Origin of the sequence: Sphingomonas kyeonggiensis (genome assembly GCF_014204495.1) — a bacterium.
In the GTDB taxonomy this organism is placed as follows: domain Bacteria; phylum Pseudomonadota; class Alphaproteobacteria; order Sphingomonadales; family Sphingomonadaceae; genus Sphingomonas; species Sphingomonas kyeonggiensis_A.
This window is the reverse complement of record NZ_JACHLN010000004.1, coordinates 84,023-103,500: the sequence shown is the minus strand read 5'-3', so window position 1 is coordinate 103,500 and position 19,478 is coordinate 84,023. Positions and strand designations below refer to the sequence as shown.

The 19,478-nt window shown below is 67.3% G+C and carries 15 protein-coding genes and 1 tRNA gene; 8 read left to right on the top strand and 8 right to left on the bottom strand.

Going from position 1 to position 19,478, the window contains the following annotated elements:
- Positions 1-78 precede the first annotated feature (78 nt).
- The gene (gene rpsA, locus HNP52_RS19360; protein ID WP_184169451.1) at positions 79-1,791 is read right to left on the bottom strand and encodes a 30S ribosomal protein S1; all 1,713 of its coding nucleotides are present in this window, start codon (positions 1,789-1,791) and stop codon (positions 79-81) included.
- A gap of 305 nt (positions 1,792-2,096) precedes the next feature.
- On the opposite strand from rpsA, the gene HNP52_RS19355 reads away from it, so the two are divergent.
- The gene (locus HNP52_RS19355) at positions 2,097-2,369 is read left to right on the top strand and encodes a hypothetical protein (RefSeq protein WP_184169449.1); all 273 of its coding nucleotides are present in this window, start codon (positions 2,097-2,099) and stop codon (positions 2,367-2,369) included.
- A gap of 27 nt (positions 2,370-2,396) precedes the next feature.
- Here HNP52_RS19355 and HNP52_RS19350 read toward each other — a convergent pair whose 3' ends face one another.
- The 4 genes from HNP52_RS19350 to aroA all read right to left on the bottom strand — a co-directional run bounded on the left by HNP52_RS19350 (position 2,397) and on the right by aroA (position 7,861).
- Complete coding sequence (locus tag HNP52_RS19350) at positions 2,397-4,778, bottom strand: HAD family hydrolase (RefSeq protein ID WP_184169447.1); 2,382 nt, start codon at positions 4,776-4,778, stop codon at positions 2,397-2,399.
- Positions 4,779-4,860: 82 nt separating this feature from the next.
- Entirely contained in the window at positions 4,861-5,490 is a 630-nt protein-coding gene (locus tag HNP52_RS19345) for a d(CMP) kinase (protein WP_184169445.1), read from the bottom strand.
- A 59-nt stretch (positions 5,491-5,549) separates the two neighbouring features.
- Positions 5,550-6,539, bottom strand: coding sequence for a proline iminopeptidase-family hydrolase (locus tag HNP52_RS19340; RefSeq protein ID WP_184169443.1), 990 nt, complete (start codon positions 6,537-6,539; stop codon positions 5,550-5,552).
- Positions 6,536-7,861, bottom strand: coding sequence for a 3-phosphoshikimate 1-carboxyvinyltransferase (aroA, locus tag HNP52_RS19335; protein WP_184169441.1), 1,326 nt, complete (start codon positions 7,859-7,861; stop codon positions 6,536-6,538). The genes HNP52_RS19340 and aroA overlap by 4 nt, the downstream gene beginning before the upstream one ends.
- Before the next feature lie 102 nt (positions 7,862-7,963).
- Here aroA and HNP52_RS19330 point away from each other — a divergent pair, with 102 nt between their 5' ends.
- From HNP52_RS19330 to HNP52_RS19310, 5 genes are all read left to right on the top strand, one after another.
- Positions 7,964-8,287, top strand: a complete 324-nt coding sequence (locus HNP52_RS19330) for a TIGR02300 family protein (protein WP_184169439.1) — start codon at positions 7,964-7,966, stop codon at positions 8,285-8,287.
- Positions 8,288-8,369: 82 nt separating this feature from the next.
- Positions 8,370-8,445: transfer RNA gene (locus HNP52_RS19325), tRNA-Ala, on the top strand.
- 188 nt (positions 8,446-8,633) lie between these two features.
- Positions 8,634-10,901 (top strand): FdhF/YdeP family oxidoreductase, encoded by a 2,268-nt coding sequence (locus tag HNP52_RS19320; protein ID WP_184169437.1) that lies wholly within the window; start codon positions 8,634-8,636, stop codon positions 10,899-10,901.
- Between the two features lie 2 nt (positions 10,902-10,903).
- Positions 10,904-11,416, top strand: a complete 513-nt coding sequence (locus HNP52_RS19315) for an NTP transferase domain-containing protein (RefSeq protein ID WP_184169435.1) — start codon at positions 10,904-10,906, stop codon at positions 11,414-11,416.
- A complete protein-coding gene (locus HNP52_RS19310) occupies positions 11,409-12,626 on the top strand; it encodes a molybdopterin molybdotransferase MoeA (RefSeq protein WP_184169433.1) in 1,218 nt (405 codons plus the stop codon). Before HNP52_RS19315 ends, HNP52_RS19310 begins: the two co-directional genes overlap by 8 nt.
- Here the strand turns inward: HNP52_RS19310 and fdhD are convergent.
- From fdhD to HNP52_RS19295, 3 genes are read right to left on the bottom strand one after another with little or no spacing between them, the layout of a single operon-like run.
- Entirely contained in the window at positions 12,623-13,408 is a 786-nt protein-coding gene (gene fdhD, locus HNP52_RS19305) for a formate dehydrogenase accessory sulfurtransferase FdhD (RefSeq protein ID WP_184169431.1), read from the bottom strand. The genes HNP52_RS19310 and fdhD overlap by 4 nt on opposite strands.
- Before the next feature lie 48 nt (positions 13,409-13,456).
- Positions 13,457-15,382: an ATP-binding protein gene (locus tag HNP52_RS19300; RefSeq protein ID WP_184169429.1), complete on the bottom strand. Its 1,926-nt coding sequence runs from the start codon at positions 15,380-15,382 to the stop codon at positions 13,457-13,459.
- Positions 15,369-16,049, bottom strand: coding sequence for a response regulator transcription factor (locus HNP52_RS19295; protein ID WP_184169427.1), 681 nt, complete (start codon positions 16,047-16,049; stop codon positions 15,369-15,371). Before HNP52_RS19295 ends, HNP52_RS19300 begins: the two co-directional genes overlap by 14 nt.
- A gap of 222 nt (positions 16,050-16,271) precedes the next feature.
- Between HNP52_RS19295 and HNP52_RS19290 the strand changes: the two genes are divergently transcribed.
- Together HNP52_RS19290 and HNP52_RS19285 are read left to right on the top strand one after the other, a co-directional pair.
- A complete protein-coding gene (locus HNP52_RS19290) occupies positions 16,272-17,435 on the top strand; it encodes a helix-turn-helix transcriptional regulator (protein ID WP_184169426.1) in 1,164 nt (387 codons plus the stop codon).
- A 390-nt stretch (positions 17,436-17,825) separates the two neighbouring features.
- Positions 17,826-19,475, top strand: a complete 1,650-nt coding sequence (locus tag HNP52_RS19285) for a ShlB/FhaC/HecB family hemolysin secretion/activation protein (protein ID WP_184169424.1) — start codon at positions 17,826-17,828, stop codon at positions 19,473-19,475.
- Positions 19,476-19,478: the final 3 nt, after the last annotated feature.

The window sequence follows — 19,478 nt, the reverse complement described above, 5'->3', positions numbered from 1 at the left end:
AGATTGCTTATTAACCTATGATAATCGGGAATAATCGAAAACGGGGAGCGGTTTTGCCGCTCCCCGTTCCGAAAGGTCTTAGTTCTTCTCGTTGCGGGCCTTGAGGGCCTCGCCGAGAATGTCGCCCAGCGACGCGCCCGAATCGGACGAGCCGTACTGCGCCACAGCCTGCTTCTCTTCGGCGATCTGCATCGCCTTGACCGAGAAGGTCGGCTTCTTCGAACGATCGAAGCCGGTGACCATCGCATCGAGCTTCTGGCCGACAGCGAAACGCTCCGGACGCTGCTCGTCGCGGTCGCGGCCGAGGTCGGTGCGCTTGATGAAGCCGGTCGCGCCGTCTTCGCCAACCTGCACTTCGAGGCCCGCGTCGCGGACTTCGAGGATGACCACGGTGACGACCTGGTTCTTGTTGAGGCGATCGGCCGACGCGGTCGAACCGGCAGCGGCAACGCCACCACGCTCGAGCTGCTTCATGCCGAGCGAGATGCGCTCCTTGTCCGGCTCCACGGCGAGAACGATGGCCTTAACGACCTCGCCCTTGCGGTGCAGGTTGAGCGCGTCCTCACCCGAGATGCCCCAGGCGATGTCCGACATGTGGACCATGCCGTCGACGTCGTTGTCCAGGCCGATGAACAGGCCGAACTCGGTGGCGTTCTTGACTTCGCCCTCGACTTCGGTGCCGACCGGGTGGGCAGCGGCGAAGGCTTCCCACGGATTGCCCTGGGCCTGCTTGAGGCCGAGCGAGATGCGGCGCTTTTCGGCGTCCACCTCGAGCACCACGACTTCGACTTCCTGCGAGGTCGAGACGATCTTGCCCGGGTGCACGTTCTTCTTGGTCCAGCTCATCTCCGAGACGTGGACCAGGCCTTCGATGCCCGGCTCCAGCTCGACGAACGCACCGTATTCGGTGATGTTGGTCACGCGGCCCGACAGCTTCGCGCCGACCGGGTACTTGGCGCCGGCGCCATCCCACGGATCGCTCTCGAGCTGCTTCATGCCGAGCGAGATGCGCTGAGTGTCGCGGTTGATGCGGATGATCTGCACCTTCACCGTGTCGCCGATGTTCAGCATCTCGGACGGGTGGTTGACGCGCTTGTAGCTCAGGTCGGTGACGTGCAGCAGGCCGTCGATGCCGCCCAGGTCAACGAACGCACCATAGTCGGTGATGTTCTTGACGACGCCGTCGATGATCTGGCCTTCGGCCAGGCTCTGGATGAGGCCCGAACGCTGCTCGGCGCGGGTCTCCTCGAGCACGGCGCGGCGCGACACGACGATGTTGCCGCGCTTGCGGTCCATCTTGAGGATCTGGAAGGGCTGCGGGATGTCCATCAGCGGGGTGACGTCGCGCACCGGGCGGATGTCGACCTGCGAGCCGGGGAGGAAGGCCACCGCGCCCGAGAGGTCGACGGTGAAGCCGCCCTTGACGCGGCCGAAGATGACGCCCTCGACGCGAGCCGACTTGGCGAACTCGGCTTCCAGCTTGTCCCAGGCGGCTTCGCGGCGGGCGCGGTCGCGGCTGAGCATCGCTTCGCCGTTCGCGTTCTCGACGCGGTCGACATAGACTTCGACTTCGTCGCCGACCTTGAGGTCAGCCTTCTGGCCCGGCGCGGCGAATTCGCGCAGCGGCACGCGGCCTTCGGACTTGAGGCCGACGTCGATGACCGCGAGGTCATTCTCGATGCCGGTGACGGTGCCGATCACGACGCGGCCTTCGAAGCCGTCTGCCTGACCGAGGGTCTGTTCGAGGAGGGCCGCGAAATCGTCGCGGCTCGGATTTGCCGTAGTGGCCATAAGGGTTTCAGTTCCTAACAATGTTTTTCCGGCCAGCCGGTTGGATCCGGCGGTCTTTGGGCCAGAGTCGCCGCGGCGGCCGATCGCCGATCGCGGCATCCGTCGCGCAGGAGCAAGCGGAGGAAGGACTAGCCGCCGGTGAAAGCGAAAAGGGCGCGTGAGAGTCAACTCTCCGCGCCTTCCTCCGCGGGCACTGCCCGCCGGACGCGCGCGCCTTAGCGGAAACAGCCCTTATCCGCAAGCATTGCGGAGAAGCGGGCGAGGTGCGACGTGCAGGCTTTGGGATCAGGTCTCGAGGAATCGATATGGTATATGAGAACGAGCATTTTGAAGGGGTTACGGTAACGCTGGACGGCAATACCTACCGGAATTGCAGCTTCAAGGACGTTCGGCTGCACTATTCCGGCGGACCGGTGGAAATGGCGGAGTGCGGGATGGACCGCTTCTCCTTCCAGTTCGGCGGCGATCTCGCCCAGGGGCTGAACACGCTCTACCAGCTGTTCGGCACCGAAGGCATGCTGCAGATCCTGCGCGGCTTCACCGAGCCGGGCGAAGGCGAGGTCGAACTCCGGCGCTAGGACCAGGGGCGAGGGCGAGGCGGCCGGTCAGGCCGCCACGCGCAGCTCCGCGGCCGCCTTGCGGGCGACGACGGGACGGAACACCAGCGACAATACCATGGGCTCGGTGCCCGCCGGCGGGGCTGCGATCAGCACGCCGGTGGGACCGGCGCGGAACAGGCCCGGGCTCATCTGCTCCATCGCGTCCGCGGTCGCCTGGGCGGGAACGGTGGACGCGGTCTTGCCGTCCCACATGTCCTCGAGCGGCATGAAGCCGAACTCCTCGACCTGGACCCATTCGCAGATCTGGCCGAGCTGCACCGCGACCACCGGCCGCTGCGGGCCGACCGGCACGCGGACATGATAATAGCCCTCGGCCGTCGGCCAGGCCGTGAAGTCCATCACCCCCTGCTGCGCGGCACCGGCCAGGATCACCGGCACCTTGATGCCGCCGACCTCGAAATCGGTGGAGCGCAGATCGAGCTTGAAGCGCGAGGCGGTGAAGTTGGCGAGGCTGACCGGCAGGCCCTGGGCCTGAAGCTCCGCCGACATGAACTGGGGCAGCTGATCATTGTAGAAGGTGAGGCCGCGACGGCGCAGGCCATGCCGGCCGCGCCCCTTGTCGACCAGGGTCACCGACGCGGCGCTGCCCATGTTATAGTCGAAATCGAAGCTCTCGAAGACGCCGACTTCGCCGGCATTGGGCAGGAAGAACAGGCGCGCGAAGCTGGCGGCGGCGGCGCGGCAGCGGCTGTCCAGGCCGTCGGCGCGGGGCGCGCGCACGCGGCTGGGGCCGGCGGCTTCCGAGACGAAGTCGAGGCACGCGGCCTGGACCACGCCGCGAGTGGCGTTGCTCGCCGCCTTGGCATCGGTCTTCTCGCGCACCGGCGTGCCATCGGCATCGAAGTCGATCGTCGAGCCCTGTTCGACATTGCAGAGCTGCTCGAGCACCACGATCGAGCGCGAAAGCGCATGCAGCGTGCGATAGTCGAAATTGCGCACATCGATCATGCCGCGCTTGTCGAGGCCCGACTGGCGCTTCTCGCGCAGGAAGATGTAGCGGCCGGAAACGCTGACGTTCATCGCCTCGGCGAGGATCGGGGTCAGCAGGTTCTGGACGGTGCCGTTATAGCCGATATCGACCAGCATCACCGCATCGCCCTGCTCTACGCCGGCGGCGGAGAGATGCGCGATGATCTTCTTGAGGAAGGCGTTGCGGCGGGTGAAGATCTTGCGCTGGATGTCGCGATCCTTGCGCACCCACTTCACGAACGCCTCGCGCTCCACCTTGGCCGCGTCGGCATCCGTCGCCTTGTCGTACTTGGCGTATTCGTGGCTGAACAGCATCAGCTGGCGCGCCAGCGAGCGGACCGGCAGGCGCTCGGTCCATTCCTCGAGATAATGGTCGAGGAACTTCTCGTCGGCGATGCTGCCGCGCAGCGCGACGAAGCGGCTGATCTCGACCGTGCTGGCGCCCATCTCCGGATAGAGCGCGTCGAATACCTTCCAGGGCAGATAGCCGTCGCGCATCACGAACAGCGGGCGGACCGGCTTGCCGGCCTTGGCGCTGGCTTCGTCCAGCTCGTTCTTGAGCCAATGCGCGAAGGTAGCGAGGCCCGGGCCGACGATGTCGTGCCCGAGCATATAGGCAGGATCGTCCGAGCGGCGCATCGCGATCTGGGCGCGGTGGGGCTGGGCGACGGGGCGGGTGATGCCGCACTGCGGATCGAGCATCAGCGCGGTCGCCGCTTCCATGCGCAACCGCGCGGCGGCATCGGCATCGAACTGGACGAGATGCGCGGCATGCAGGCCATGCTCGATCGCGGAATCATAATCGGCGGCGCGATTGTCGCCGACGTGCAGGATCTTGTCGGCCGAGACGCCGAGCGCCTCGAGCACCTGCGGGAACAGCCCGTCGCGCTTGCCCTCGCCATAGGCGTTGGAGACGAAGACCTGGTCGACCAGCGCCAGCACATCGTCGCCCGCGGCGCCGGCGACATGCGCGCGCAGCTGCGCCTCGGTCAGGTACATGTCGGAGACGAGAATCAGCTTGAGCCCGCGGCGCTTGGCCTCGCGCATCAGCGCGACGGTGGGAGCGAAGGCGAAGGCGTGATCGGCCTCGATCGCCAGCTCGCGGCCGATCGCGGCCTCGATCTCGGCGTCGTCGGCATTGCCCAGCATCTCGCGATAAATGTCGGTGAGGCCCACTTCGCGGGCGCCGGTGCGCAGATAGGCGCGCTTGCGGGCATGCGATTCCGCCCACATCCGCGGTTCGACGCCGCCGCCGACAAACTCGATATCGGCGAACACGTCGGTCGGCGCATGGGTGTTGCGCCAGATCAGCGTATCGAAGCAATCGAGCGACAGGACTTCGATCCCGTCAGGCGCCTGGTCGAGCAGCTCCGCGATCTCGAACGCGCGCACCGTCATCTGCATGGTAATCCCCCGGGGTTCCTCCGGGACAATACTGAGCAGTCATGGTTATAAAGGCGTTAACCAGAAGCGCGCGGCCTCAGGCGGGCGCGTTGGTCTTGCTCTCGACGATCGCGATCGCGCGCTGCACGGCGGCGTCGATCGAGAGGAAGCTGGTGTCGAGCAGGGCCGCGTCGGGCGCCTGGAGCATCGGCGCCTCACTGCGCTTGGAATCGCGCTCGTCGCGGGCGCGGATATCGCTGAGCACCTTGTCGAGGCTGGTGAGCACGCCGTTCTTGCGCAGCTCGAGATGGCGGCGCTGGGCGCGGATCATCGGGGTCGCCTTGACGAACAGCTTCACGTTGGCATCCGGCGCGATCACCGTGCCGATGTCGCGCCCGTCGAGCACCGCGCCGCCGGGCTGGCGGGCGAACTTCTTCTGGCGGTTGAGCAGCGCGGCGCGGACCAGCGGGTGCGCCGACACGACCGAGGCGACCTTGCCCACCTCATCGGTGCGCAGCCAGGGATCGTCGAGCAGATAATCCTCGAAGCTGCAGGCCGAGACGGCATCGGCTTCCTTCGACGGATCGAGATCCTCGCGCAGCACGGTGGCGGCGACGGCGCGATAGAGCAGCCCGGTATCGAGATGCGGCAGCCCGTAATGCTGCGCGAGGGCGCGCGCGATGGTGCCCTTACCAGAGGCTGCCGGTCCGTCGACTGCGATGATCATATGCCCGAGCGTTCGCGGCACGCGGGCGCGGCGTCAAGCGATTCGGACATGAATCGGCATCAAATAGCGTCGTGACGCGCCATCCAGTCACGCAGCAGGGCGAGATAGGCCTCGGGCTGGTCCGACAGGATCGAATGGGCGGATCCCATCACTTCCTTGAAGGTGGCGCCGGGCACCCGCGCGGCGAACGTCGAGACGGTCTCGGGCCGGGCCTCGTCATATTCGCCGCAGACGAACAATGTCCTGGGGCCATCCAGTCTCTTGAGCAGCGGTTCGCCGTCATAGTCGCGCAGCGTGCCGGTCGAGACGAACTCGGCCTTGCCCCACATCCGGTTGTAGAGCGTATCGCCGGCGTCGCGCGGTGCCCTGGCGCGGTATTCGGCGATGCCGTCGGCGCGCTTCGAGCGGATCACGTGGCGGCGGTAGAAGTCCCAGGTCGCGGCCTCGCAGGTGGCTTCCGGGGGCGGAGCGGCGGTGTCGCACTTTTCCAGCGTGGTGCGGACTTCGGCCGGCATCCGCGCGCGGAGCAGATTGGCATCGGCGATCCAGCTCCTGGTCGAGACAAGCGGCGACTGGACGATCAGGCTGGCGGTGTCGGGCCGCCGGCGCGCGCCATATTCGATCGCGAGCGTACCGCCCCAGCTGCCGCCACCGACATGCCAGCGGGTGATGCCGAGCGCGTCGCGGATGCGGTCGATCTCGTCGACGAAGCGCGAGACCTGCCAGTTCTTCGGATCGAGCGGGGCATCCGAGCGGCCGCTGTCGAGCTGGTCCCACAGGATCACCGCGCGCTCGCCGGCGAGCGCGGTGAGGGGAAGGAGCCCCGAATGATCGCCGCCGGGGCCGCCATGCGCGTAGATCAGCGGCGGGCGCGGGCCCTTGAGGTCGCCATTGATCCGGACATAGACGCTGCCGCCTTCGACCGGGACCATCAGTTCCCGGTCGGGCGCGAACCGGATGTCGCTGCCGGCAATCCGTGCCCAGGCGGGCAGGGCGATGGCGCCGGCGGCGAGGCCGCCGAGGAAAGCGCGGCGGCCGATCCGGGTCATGCGGTCAGGCTGTCCAGCACGTCGAAAAAGGCAGGGTAGCTGGTCTGGACCGGCGCCACGTCATCGATGGCGATCGGCGCGGCGGCGGCAAGGCCGGCCACGGTCATGCTCATCGCGATGCGGTGGTCGAGCTTCGAGACCGCCGCGCCGCCACCCGGGATCGGCGCGCCGCCGGTGCCGGTGATCGCCAGGCCGTCGTCGAACTCCTCAAGCACCACGCCATTGGCTTCGAGCGCGGCGCGCATCGTCGCGATCCGGTCCGATTCCTTGACGCGCAGCTCATGCGCGCCGCGCGCGACGGTGCGGCCTTCCGCGACCGAGGCGGCGACGAACAGGATCGGATATTCGTCGATCATGCTGGGGGCGAGCTCGGGCGGGACTTCGATCGCCTTGAGCGGGGCATGGCGGACGCGCAGATCGGCCACCGGCTCGCCGCCGACTTCGCGCGAATCGACCTCCTCGATCGACGCGCCCATCATGCGGAGGGCCTGGATCAGGCCGGTGCGGGTCGGGTTCATGCAGACATTGGCGATGGTGATGTCCGAGCCCGGCACGATCGAGGCGGCGACCATCCAGAAGCCCGCCGAGGAAGGATCGCCCGGCACGACGATGTGCTGCGGCTTGAGTTCCGCTTCACCGCGAATCGAGATGATCTTGCCCTCGGGGCTGTCTTCCACGGTCAGCTCGGCGCCGAAGCCCTTGAGCATGCGCTCGCTATGGTCGCGAGTCGGCACCGGCTCGATGACGCGGGTGATGCCCGGGGTGTTGAGGCCGGCGAGCAGCACCGCCGACTTCACCTGGGCGGAAGCGACGGGGAGGGTATAGGTGATCGGCACCGCGGGATTGATGCCCCGCAACATCAGGGGGAGCCGGCCGCCCGGGCTGGCGGTGATCTCGGCGCCCATCTGGCTGAGCGGCTCGATCGCGCGGCCCATCGGGCGGCTGGAGAGCGATGCGTCGCCGGTGAAGGTGACGGTGATCGGGTGACTGGCGACCAGGCCCATCAGCAGGCGGGTCGAGGTGCCCGAATTGCCCATGTCGAGCGCACCCTCGGGCTGGAGCAGTCCGCCGACTCCGACTCCGTTGATGGTCCACACGCCGTCTTCGCCGCGCGTGATCGTCGCGCCCATCGCGCGCATCGCCGCCGCGGTGGCCAGCACATCCTCGCCCTCGAGCAGCCCTTCGACCCTGCTTTCGCCGACCGCGAGCGCCGAGAACATCAGCGAGCGATGGCTGATCGACTTGTCGCCGGGAACGGTGACTCGGCCCTTCAGCGGACCACGGGAGGAGACGGCGAGCGGGCGGGGCGTGGCGGTAGACATAACGCGCGGCTTTGACAGCGCCCTTGCGGCATGGCAAGGCGCGCCCCACTTTCCGGGACAACATCCCGAAATCCGAGATTTTGAAAGGCGAAGAGGCAACACATGGTGAAGCCGGAATGGGGCACCAAGCGCGCGTGCCCGAAGTGCGGTACGCGCTTCTATGATCTGACCAAGGACGAACCCGTCACCTGCATCAACTGCGGCTTCGCATGGGATCCGGAGCCCATCCTGAAGTCGAAGCAGCCGCTTCCCTTCGAGATGGTCAAGAAGGACGGCGAGAAGCCCGAGACCGAGGACGGTGATCTCGGCGACGAGGATCTGGACATCGGCGACGACGACGAGGAGCCCTCGGCGGACGACGACGTTGATCTGGGCGGCGACGACGACCTGGGCGTCGAGACCGGCGGCGACGACGAAGAGCAGTAATTTCCGGGAAAATGGCAAGGGTCGAAAAAAGGCCCTTGCCAGACCCGAAGGGCCCATCTAGAGGGCCCGTCTCCCGAGGAATGGGGCCGTAGCTCAGCTGGGAGAGCGTCGCAATGGCATTGCGAAGGTCAGGGGTTCGATCCCCCTCGGCTCCACCATTCCCTCCTTATTTTCCAGCATGATGTGATCGCGCCGCAAGGCGCCCTGCGTTGGGTGGCCGGCGCAGCGATGCTGGGTTCGCGTCCTTTCCTCGCGACATTCCCATACCTTTGTTTCTCCTGCTCCGTCGCGCGCGATCGGCTAGCTGTGCTAGAGCATCGATGCCGGGCGGGACGGAGTGAAGCGAATGGGCGAGAGCAAGCCACGGTATAAGCGCTACGATTCTCCTGCGGGGGGATGGGGCGCGGCGGCGGCCACCGCCAAGGTGCTGCTCGAACAGAGCGTCTTCACCAAGGGCTCCCGCGCGCTGCTCTCGATGAACCAGCCCGGGGGCTTCAAATGCCCGAGCTGTGCCTTTCCCGATCCCGAGTGCAAGAAGACGCTCGAATTCTGCGAGAACGGCGCCAAGGCGCTGGCACACGAGGCGACCAGGTTCCGCGTCACCCGCGACTTCTTCGCGCAGTACAGCGTCACCGCGCTCGGCGAGCAGTCCGACTACTGGCTGGAGATGCAGGGCCGGCTGACCGAGCCGATGCGCTATGATTCGGCGACGGATCATTATGTGCCGGTATCGTGGGACGATGCCTTTGCGCTGATCGGCGATCACCTGCGCCGGCTCGACAGTCCGCACCACGCGGAATTCTACACCTCGGGCCGTACCCCGAACGAAGCGGCGTTCCTCTATTCGATCTTCGTGCGTGAATTCGGCACCAACAATTTCCCCGACTGCTCGAACATGTGCCACGAGCCGACCAGCCGCGGCCTGCCGCCGGCGATCGGGGTGGGCAAGGGCACGGTGATCCTCGAGGATTTCGAGCATACCGAGGCGATCTTCATCATCGGGCAGAATACCGGCACCAATTCGCCGCGGATGATGACCAACCTGGTCGAGGCGCGGAAGCGCGGCGTGCCGATCGTGGTGGTCAACCCGATGCCCGAGCGGGCGCTAATCAAGTTCACCGAGCCGCAGGACGTGGTGCAGATGGCGACCTTCGGCTCGACGCCGATCGCCAGCGAGTTCGTCCATATCCGGATCGGCGGCGACCTCGCCTTCCTCAAGGGCATGATGAAGGTGATGTTCGAGCGCGAGGATGCGGGCGAGCCGATCCTCGACCGCGCCTTCCTGGCCGAGCATGTCGTCGGGCTCGACGAACTGCGCGCCGATGTGATGGCGCAGGACTGGGACGAGATCGTCCGCATCTCCGGGATCGAGGAGGCGCAGATCCGGCGCTGCGCCGAGGTCTATATCCGCTCGAAGGCGACGATGATCTGCTACGGCATGGGGCTGACCCAGCACCAGCTGTCGTCGCGGCTGCTCCAGCAGGTTGCCAATATCCTGCTGCTCAAGGGCAATTTCGGCAAGCCCGGCGCCGGCATCTCGCCGATTCGCGGCCATTCCAACGTCCAGGGCGATCGCACCGTCGGCATCGACGAGAAGCCGAGCCAGGCCTATCTCGACCGGGTGCGCGAGGTGTTCGGCTTCGAGCCGCCGCGCGAGCATGGCCATCACACCGTCGAGACGGTGGAGGCGATGCTGGACGGCACCGCCCGGGTGTTCATCGGGCTGGGCGGCAACTTCGTCCGCGCGGTGCCCGATACCGACCGCGCCTATGCCGCGATGCGCAAGCTCGACCTCACCGTGGGGATCGCGACCAAGCTCAATCGCGGGCACCTGATTCACGGCAAGGATGCGCTGATCCTGCCGGTCGTTGCGCGTTCAGAGCGCATCGAGACCGAGGCGGGCGAGCAGTTCGTGACGATCGAGGATTCGATGTCGAACGTCACCGCGTCGCGCGGGGTGCTCGATCCGGCGAGCCCGGACTGCCTGCCCGAGGTGGAGATCGTCTGCCGCATGGCGATGGCGACGCTGCCGGCCTCGAAGATCGACTGGGCGCGCTATATCCATGACTATGGAGCGATCCGCGACAAGATCGCTGAGGTCTATCCGGAGATCTATGCGGGATTCGCGGAGAAGATCCGCAATCCCAAGGGCTTCCACCTCGACGTGGCGCCGCGCCGGCTCGTCTGGAAGACGCCGAACGGCAAGGCGAACATGCTCGTCCTGCCGGGACTGGACGTGGACACGCCGGTCGACGATCCGGAGATGCTGCGGCTGGCGACGGTGCGCTCGCACGACCAGTTCAACACGACGATCTACAGCTATTCCGACCGCTATCGCGGGGTCTACAACGACCGGATGGTGCTGTTCATGAACGCCGAGGATCGTGCCGCGCGCGGGCTCGAGGCGGGCGCGAAGATTGCGCTGGAGACGATCAGCGGCGACGGCGTGGCTCGGCGCGTGGATGGGCTGACCGTGCTCGACTATGCGATGCCGCGCGGCGCGGTGGCGGGCTATTATCCCGAGCTCAACCCGCTGCTGCCGCTGGATCATTACGACAGGATCAGCGGCACGCCCGCCGCCAAGTCGATCCCGGTTCGCGTCGTTACGGGTTAGCCGTGCGGATATTGGGTGCCATCCTGGCCGGAGGCGAATCGCGGCGCTTCGGATCGAACAAGGCAGCGGCGGTGCTCGAGGGGCGCGCGCTGATCGACTGGGTGCGGGAGGCGCTGGCCCCACAGGTCGATGCCCTGCTGCTGTGCGGGCCGGAAGGGCTGGCGGATCGGCCGGGCGGACGGCTTGGCCCGCTTGCAGCGATCAATGCGGCGCTGCACGCTGCCCACGGCTTCGATGCCGTGCTGAGCGTGCCTTGCGACGCTCCCCGGCTACCAGCGGACCTGCGCGTGCGGCTGCAAGCGGTGGGAGCGCCCTGCTTCGTCGAGGATGCGCCGGTTGTCGGGCTCTGGCCGGTGGAACTCGCCGCGACGCTGGACCTGCACCTGACGGAAGCGGATCGATCGATGCGCGGCTGGGCGCGGCGGATCGGTGCGCGGGGCATCCGGCTCGAGCAGCCGATCCTCAATGTGAACACGCCCGAAGACCTGGCGCGGCTGGCCGGGCGCGATGACTGAGCGGCGCCCGCGGCCGAGCGTCGATGCCGCGCTGGCCATGATCGAAGATGCCGTCACGCCGCTCGGCATCGAGTCGATCGAGGCGGGGGATGCGCTGGGTCGGATCAGCGCCGGGCCGGCGATCGCCGAGCTGGACGTGCCCCGCTTCATGGCCTCGGCGATGGACGGATTCGCAGTGCGCAGCGCCGATGTCCTGGCGGCGACGCGGGAAAACCCCGTCGACCTTCTGCTCGGCGGCGCCCTTCCCGCCGGCGGCGAGGCCGGCAGCCTGCTGGCCGGGCATGCCGTGCCGATCAGCACCGGTGCGCGGCTTCCGCAGGGCGCGGATGCGATCCTCGTTCGCGAGTTTGGCGAAGTCGTGGGCGCCTGCTTGCGGGTGCGTCGGCCGATCGAGGCGTTCCGCAACGTGCGTGCCCGAGGCGAGGATATGGCACGGGGCGGCGAACTGATCGGGGCCGGGCATCTGATCACGCCCGATACGATCGGCGCGCTGGCAGCCTGCGGGATCGAGCGGATCGCGGTGCGGCGGATGCCGCGCCTCGTGCTGGTCTCCTCGGGCAGCGAGCTTGCCGCCGATCGCGCCGGGCTTTCCGACCAGGCCAAGGCGATCGATTGCAACGCACCGATGATCCTCGCCGCGGCGCGCAGCCTGGGTCTGCCGGTGCGCTTCCTCGGCCGGATGGCGGATACGCCCGAGGCAGTGGGGCAGATGCTTGATACCGCCTTCGTGCCGGGCGACGCGGACATCCTGATCTCGACAGGCGGGGTTTCCGTCGGAGACTTCGACCTGGTCCGCAGCGGGCTGGAGGCGCGGGGCGTGCGTATCCATTTCCACGGTGTCCAGATGCGTCCGGGCAAGCCGCTGCTGTTCGCGGAACTGCCCGACGGGCGCCCCTATTTCGGCCTGCCGGGCAATCCGGTGGCGGCGTTGGTCGCTTTCCGCTTCTTTGTGATGGCGGCGGTGCGGCGGATGCTCGGCTTGGCGCGTGAGGTGGGTGCGCCGGTCTCGGCGGATGCGGAGCCGCGTGAGGGCACCACCCTGTTCCTGCGCGGCCGGCGGGTGCCTGACCCGGAAGGGCGGGTGCGGATCGATACCAGCCTCGACCAGCGCTCGCATGTCCTGAGCAGCGTGGTGCATGCCGATCACTGGCTCCGCGTCTCGCCGGATGCGCCGCGCTTCCTGGCCTATCCCAAGCTGCCGCTACTCTAGGGATCGGCCGCCAGCAGGGCGTCGCCGCGGACCAGCACCCGCAGGCGCAGCCCCGCCCTGGCGGCGCGATCGATCGCTAGAGTGGTGGGTGCGGATATGGTCGCCAGCATCGGGCAGTTCGCCAGCGCAGCCTTCTCGACCAATTCATAGGAGCAGCGGGAACTGAGCAGGGCGAAGCCGCCGTCCCAGCCGCGTCCGGCACGGGCCATCGCGCCGATCAGCTTGTCGAAGGCATTGTGGCGGCCGACATCCTCGCGGACCAGCCAGGGCTCCCCGTCCGCCGAGCAGGCCGCGGCGGCATGGGCCGAACCGGTGGCGTGGTTTAGCAACTGGTGCCCGGGCAGTGCCGCAAGCGCGGCGAAGCATGCCGCGTCATCGGCCAGGCAGGGCTGCGATACCTGGGGGAGCGGGCGAAGCGCCTGTTCGAGATTCTCGATGCCACAGAGGCCGCAGGAGGAATCGCTCGCGCGGTGGCGGACGCGATCGGTGATCCGGCCCGCCACCTCGGGCGCGAGCCGGATGCGCAGGATGAAGCCCTGCTCGGCTCGGAAGCTGTCGACATCGAGGATCTGGTCGGCCCGGTCGATCAGCCGCTCGGAGAGGGAGAAGCCATAGGCCAGGTCTATAAGGTCGGCCGGCGTCGCCATCAGCACTGCATAGCCGATGCCCTGATATTCGAGCGCGACCGGGCATTCCTCCGCGATGTCTCGGTCCGCCGGGCCCTGTGCGCCGGTGCGGGCGATGCGCAGGAGCGGGCGGCTTTCATATCCCGTCTGGGTCATGGGGCAGAGGTATCAGCGGCGGTTGCTGCCCGGAACCCCTTCTTCCGTTTAGTCGGCGGCACTCTGCGGCCGCGCCGCGCCCTCCACCGGGAGCAGCAGCGTAAAGCGGGTACCCTGCGGCCCGGAGAGCAGCTCAACCCGGCCGCCGATCACCTCCGCGCGGCGCGCCTGGTTGCCCAGGCCACGGCCCGCGCCAGTCGCCGCCACGTCGAAGCCCTGGCCATTGTCGGCGATGCCCACGCAGACCTGCCCATCCCGCACCCCGGTGGTGACGACGATCTCGCTGGCGCCGGCGTGCTTGATGACGTTGGTGAAGGCTTCCTGCAGGATGCGCAGGATGTGGAGCGAGTGGCGCTGGTCGAGCCAGCCGAGCGGCGGCACATCGCGCACATCCCAGCGCAGGCGGATGCCGGTCGATTCCAGACGAGGCTGGAGGCGGAAGCGCAGCGTGCCGAGCAGGAGGAGAAGATCGGTCTCGACCGGCTCCATCGAGTCGATGGTGAGCTTGAGGTCGTCGATGCAGCCCTTGAGCAGCTGGGCGATGTCCGCTTCGTCGATATGGCCATGCTCGACCATCCGCAGCGTGCTGACCAGCGACGAACCCAGCCCGTCGTGCATGTCCTGCATCAGCCGCTGGCGCTCCTGGAACAGCACTTCGCGGCGCTCGACCTCGCGCAGCTTCTGGTGGCTGGCGGTGAGCTCCGCCTCGCGCTCGGCCAGGCTGCGGACGAGCACGACGTTCGCTTCCCCCACCGCCTTCATCGCCTTGAGATAGCGGCTCAGCATGATCTGGCAGAAGACGATGATCAGCGAGATCTGGGCGTAGAAGGAGACGAACAGGCTCTCGATGTTGATGATGTTGTTCTGGAGCAGCATGTCGCGCGCGCCGAGGATGAACGAGAGCAGGCCGCAGATCGCCAGCCCGGCACCCTCGAGCGTACCGGCCCGGCGGCTCCAGAGGATGTGGAGGGCGAAGGTGACGGAGCCGACCGCCACCATGGTGATGTACATCAGCGGCGAGATGATCGTGGCGTCGGTCGTGCCTTCGAACAGCGGCAGGGTGATCGCGCCGAAGCCCACGCACATAAGGGTGATGATCCAGGTCAGCACGCGGACATGGTGGTGATGGAGGGCCGTCAGGAAGAGGTGCGTGATCAGCACCGTCCAGCCCACGGAGTTGACCGTGATCCAGCCGAACCAGGCGTCGGACACCGGCAGGCGGTCCGCCCCCATATAGGCGTGCATCACGCGCAGGAAGGTCGCGACCGTCATCACCGCATAGAGCAGGTAGAGCGTCTCGCGCCGCGAACGCAGCCAGATCAGGAAGGCGAACACCCCCGTCGCAAGGAACAGCGCCGAGCTGATATAGGGCAGCTCGGCCTGGAAGAAGGCGCGCATGTAGTAAGCGGCGCCGAGCTGGCGATAGTCGCCGATCCACAGGGTGGAGAGCGCCCCGCCGATACCGCGGACATGGCGCATGCGGATCAATATGTCCCTGGGCGGGGTGCTTTCGGCCGCTTCCTCGAGCGGGATCCACAGCGGACGGTTCGAGCCGTTCCACTGGAGATTGGCGTGGGTCTGATAGAAGAGCCGTCCGTCGATATAGATGGCCAGCTCGCCATCGGTCTTCCAGCGCGGGACATAGATATAGGCGCCGGTTGGTGCGGCCTGCTCCGGGCCGAGGGTGAAGTGATACCAGCTCGTCTGGGTGGGCAGCAGGCCGGCATCGCCCGCGCCTGGCACCATCCTCGGGCGCGGGGCATGGGGGAGGGTGACCTGTTGCCACTGGCCGGGCAGCGCGCGCCAGTCCTGGGTGCGCGAGGGCGGTGGATAGCCCAGCGTGTCCTGCACCAGCAGATCGGCGCTGGTCAGGTGGATCCCCCGGGGGCGCGATCCGTAATAGCAGGCGAGCAGTACCAGCAGCGCTATCCCGGCATAGACGAGGATAGCGCGCAGGGTCCTAGAGGATACCATGGTTGCGGGCCTCGAAGATGGCTTCGGCCTTCGAGGTGACTTCCAGCTTCTGATAGATGCGCCGGACGAAGGTCATCACCGTGTTGCGCGAGACCTGCATCAGTTCGGCGATCTCGTCATAGCTGAAGCCCTTGGTGATCAGTTCCAGGGCCTCGCGCTCGCGCGGGGAAAGCGGGTTGGCGATCGGCGTGACTTCCGCCAGCGCCGCGGCCGCCGGTACCGGCTCGGCGGGGCGGAAGCGCAGCAGGATCTGGCGGGCGATGCGCGGACTGATCGGGCTGCCGCCGGCATGGAGCGCGCGGATTTCGTCGGCGATCTTCTCGGCCGAGCTGTCCTTGAGCAGGTAGCCGGCCGCGCCTGCCTCGATCGAGGCAATGACGTGCTTTTCGTCGGCGAAGGTGGTGCTGACCATGATCCCGCAATCGGGCCAGGCATCGTGCGCGGCACGGATCACCTCGATCCCGGACCCGTCGGGCAGGCCGAGATCGACGACCAGCACGTCGAGCGGATCGCCGGCAATCATCCTGCGCGCCTGCGCGACATTATGCGCCATGCCAACCAGATGCATGTCGCCGGAGCTGCGCACCGCTGCCGCGAAGCTGTTCTGGAAGGCGATGTCGTCCTCCACCAGCGCGACCTTGAGCAGCGGCGGAGCGGAATCGGCCATTCGGGCATCCTGAAGCGGCCCGCCTCCAGCGGCGCGGCCGGAGCGGCGATCGGATGGGCGTGTCGTCACGCCCGGCTTTCGCGATTGTACCATCGGATACGCCCCGACCTTGTCCCTATAAATAGCGACATACTCAATATTTCGCGCTCGTTACAATTTGTTCCGGAACCCTGGCTGGGTTAACCTTCCGTTTCCCAGGTCAGGCAAGAGAATGAGTCGTCCATGCCAAGCCCGGCCCCTCTGACGCCGATGCTCGTCGCGGAACTGGTAGGCGGTATCTACGAGGCCGCGCTCGACCCGTGCCTGTGGCAGAGCCTCGTCGATCGGATCGAGGCGATCTATCCCGAGATCACGGTCGCGCTGTTCAGCCATGAGAGCCATGTTCCCTCGGCTGCGCTCAACATCCGGGCGAACTTCTCCGAAGCGGCGCTGCGCGACTATTCGGCCTATCATTTCTCGACCAGCCCCTATGTGGATTTCGTGCCGCGCAACGGCGTGGGCCAGCCGGTGCGGACCGAGGCGATCATCAGCGACGAGGAGCTGTTCCGGACGGAGCATTATAACGACTTCATGCTGCCGCATGGCGTGGGCCGATATGGCACCGGCATGGTGCTGGAGCGGGAGCCCGGCGGCTGGGCGTCGCTTTCGCTTGCCGATCGCGACAATGATGTGGATCGGCGCGAGCACCAGATGCAGCTGCTCCGTCTGCTCGCGCCGCATTTCGGCCGCGCGTTCAAGCTGCGGCGCACGCTGATGGACAGCCGCATGGCCGGCCAGGCCCAGCAGGCGGTATTCGACGGCTGGATGCACGCCGCCTTCGTGCTCGATCGTGACGGCCGGGTGATGACGATGAACCGCCGCGCCGATGCTTTGGTCATTCGGGGCGACTGTCTGGTGCTCAACCGGTTCGGCCAACCGCGCAGCTTCGATGACAAGTGCAGCCGGGCGCTCGAAACCGCCTTTGCTGCCTGCCGGGCGAGCGCGGATGCGCCGATGCGGGCGGTGGACGATCCAGGCGGGGTGATGTTGCCGCGCCGCGCCGGGGCGAGCGCGCTGCATGCGATGCTGTGGCCGATTTCCAGTGCGGCCGAATTCAACCTGCCCAGTCTTCCCGCGCAGGTCTTGCTCGTGGTCTCCGATCCGGACGACACCCCGCCGGGCGCGGTCGCCTGGATCGCGCGGCGTTTCGGCTTGTCGCCATCGGAAGAGAGGCTGGCCGAGGCGGTCATCGCGGGCGTGCCGCTGAGCGAAGCGGCGGAGCGACTGGGCATCCAGCTCTCCACCGCCCGCACCCGCCTGAAGACGATCCAGGCCAAGACGGGCTGCCACCGCCAGATGGATCTGGTGCGCCTCGCCATGTCGGTCCCCACCCTCCGACTCGTCTGAGGGATACTCCCATATGGGAGCTATTCGCTCCCTATCGGCCTCCGTACCCAACCACACTCGGGATCGTGCGCGCGGGATCGCGACGGGGGGATGGCGTCGATGGAATTGGAGTTTCTTCACCGTGGCTTAGGCCCGGAACCGCAGCCGATGCGCAGCTCCAGGCCGCAGAGTCCGACCTTCCGCGACGTCGTTCCACTGCTGTCACTAGTTGTAGCGACAGACGCAGAATCCGCCCTGCGGTACCATCCGCGCGCAGGATCGCTCGCCCGGGTCGTGGGGTGGAGCGGCCTCCCGGTTCTCCAGTTCAAGACAAAAAAAGGCCGAGCGATGCCCAAGGTTGCCGTGCAGCATCTCCCTTTCGGGCGGAAGGCGCTCGCCACTTCCCTGTTAATGGGCGCGGCGGTTCTCGCCATGCCGGCGGCGGCGCAGGTGCTGCCCAACCGCCAGCAGCTCAACCCTGCCCAGCAGACGCCGATCCCGGCCGCGCCGCGCGGCGAGCTGTTCCGCGACATGGAAGCGGGGCCGTGTCCCTTTGCCGGCAGCGACCTCAAGGTGACGCTGAGCGACGTCGTGTTCCAGGGCAATAACGGCAAGCTCGCGCTTTCCGACGACAGGCTGAAACTGGCCTATGCCGACCTGCTCGGCAAGCAGGTGCCGCTCGCCACGATCTGCACGATCCGCGACCGGGTGGCGTCGCTCTACCTGCGTCGCGGCGTGCTCGCTTCGGTAGAGATCCCCGAGCAGCGCATCGCCGACGGCAAGCTGGTCCTGCTGGTCACCGAGGCACATGTCTCCTCGGTCAGCTATCATGGCGATGTCGGCCCGGCGCAGCGCCAGGTCGAGCGCTATCTCGACAAGCTGAAGGGCATGACGCCGTTCGACCTTAACGTCGCCCAGCGCTACCTGCTGCTTGCCTCGGATATTCCCGGCGTGATCGTCCAGGCTTCGCTCAAGCAGGCGCCGGGCGGCAAGGGAGCGGTCGACCTCGACATCGCGATCTCGCGCACGCCGGTCACGGCCAGCTTCTCGGTGAACAATGGCGGCTCGGAATCGATCGGGCGCGACCTCGCTACCGCGCGGGTGGATTACAACAGCTTCACCCCGTTTGGCGAGCGCACGACCATCGTCGGTTACGGCACGATCACCAGCCCCGAGCAGCGTGTCATCCAGCTGACCGAGAGCGTGAAGCTTGGCGGGGAGGGGTTGCAGCTCGACCTGTCCGGCTCGTTCGCGCGGACGCGGCCGGGCGCGGCGCTCAAGCCGCTGAACCTGCTCGGCAACAGCTTCGCCGGCAATGCCAGGCTCAGCTACCCGGTGCTGCGCCACCGCCGGTACAATTTGAACCTGTCGGGCGGTCTCGAATGGATCGACCAGAAAGTCGAGTTCGGCGGCGGCATCGCCACGTTGACCGACGACAAGCTGCGCGTGTTCTTCGCCAAGCTCGACGGCCATCTCGCCCCGCGCGAGCTGGCGTCGCACTCGGTAGCGGCGACCGGCTCGCTCGAAATCCGCAAGGGCATAAACGGCCTGGGCGCAACGCCCTTCGGCAACAAGAATGCCTCGCGCTTCGGCGGGCACCCGGATGCGACGGTGGTTCGCGCGGACCTGTCGGTCGGCGCCCGGCTGTTCGGCCCGATCACGGCCAGCCTCTCGACCAGCTGGCAGTACACCGACACGCCGTTGCTTTCCTATGAGGAGTTCGCCGCCGGCGGGCTGTCGATCGGCCGGGGCTATGACCCCTCGGCCGCTTCGGGCGATCGCGCACTGGGCTCCTCGCTCGAGATCAGCACCGCGCCCTTCCAGTTCGCCAAGCGATCGGTGTTCCGGCCCTATGCGTTCCTCGACGCCGTGCGCCTGACCAATATCGGGCCGGGCGCCGACCAGGTGACGCTGCGTTCCGCCGGCTACGGCGTCCGCGCCCAGATCGGGCCGTGGTTCTCCATCGACGCCGCCTGGGCGCATCCCTTCGACCGGGTGGCGCCTGGCGTGCCCAAACCCGGCGACCGCTTCCTCGTCAGCCTCACCGCCTCGATCTTCTGAGGG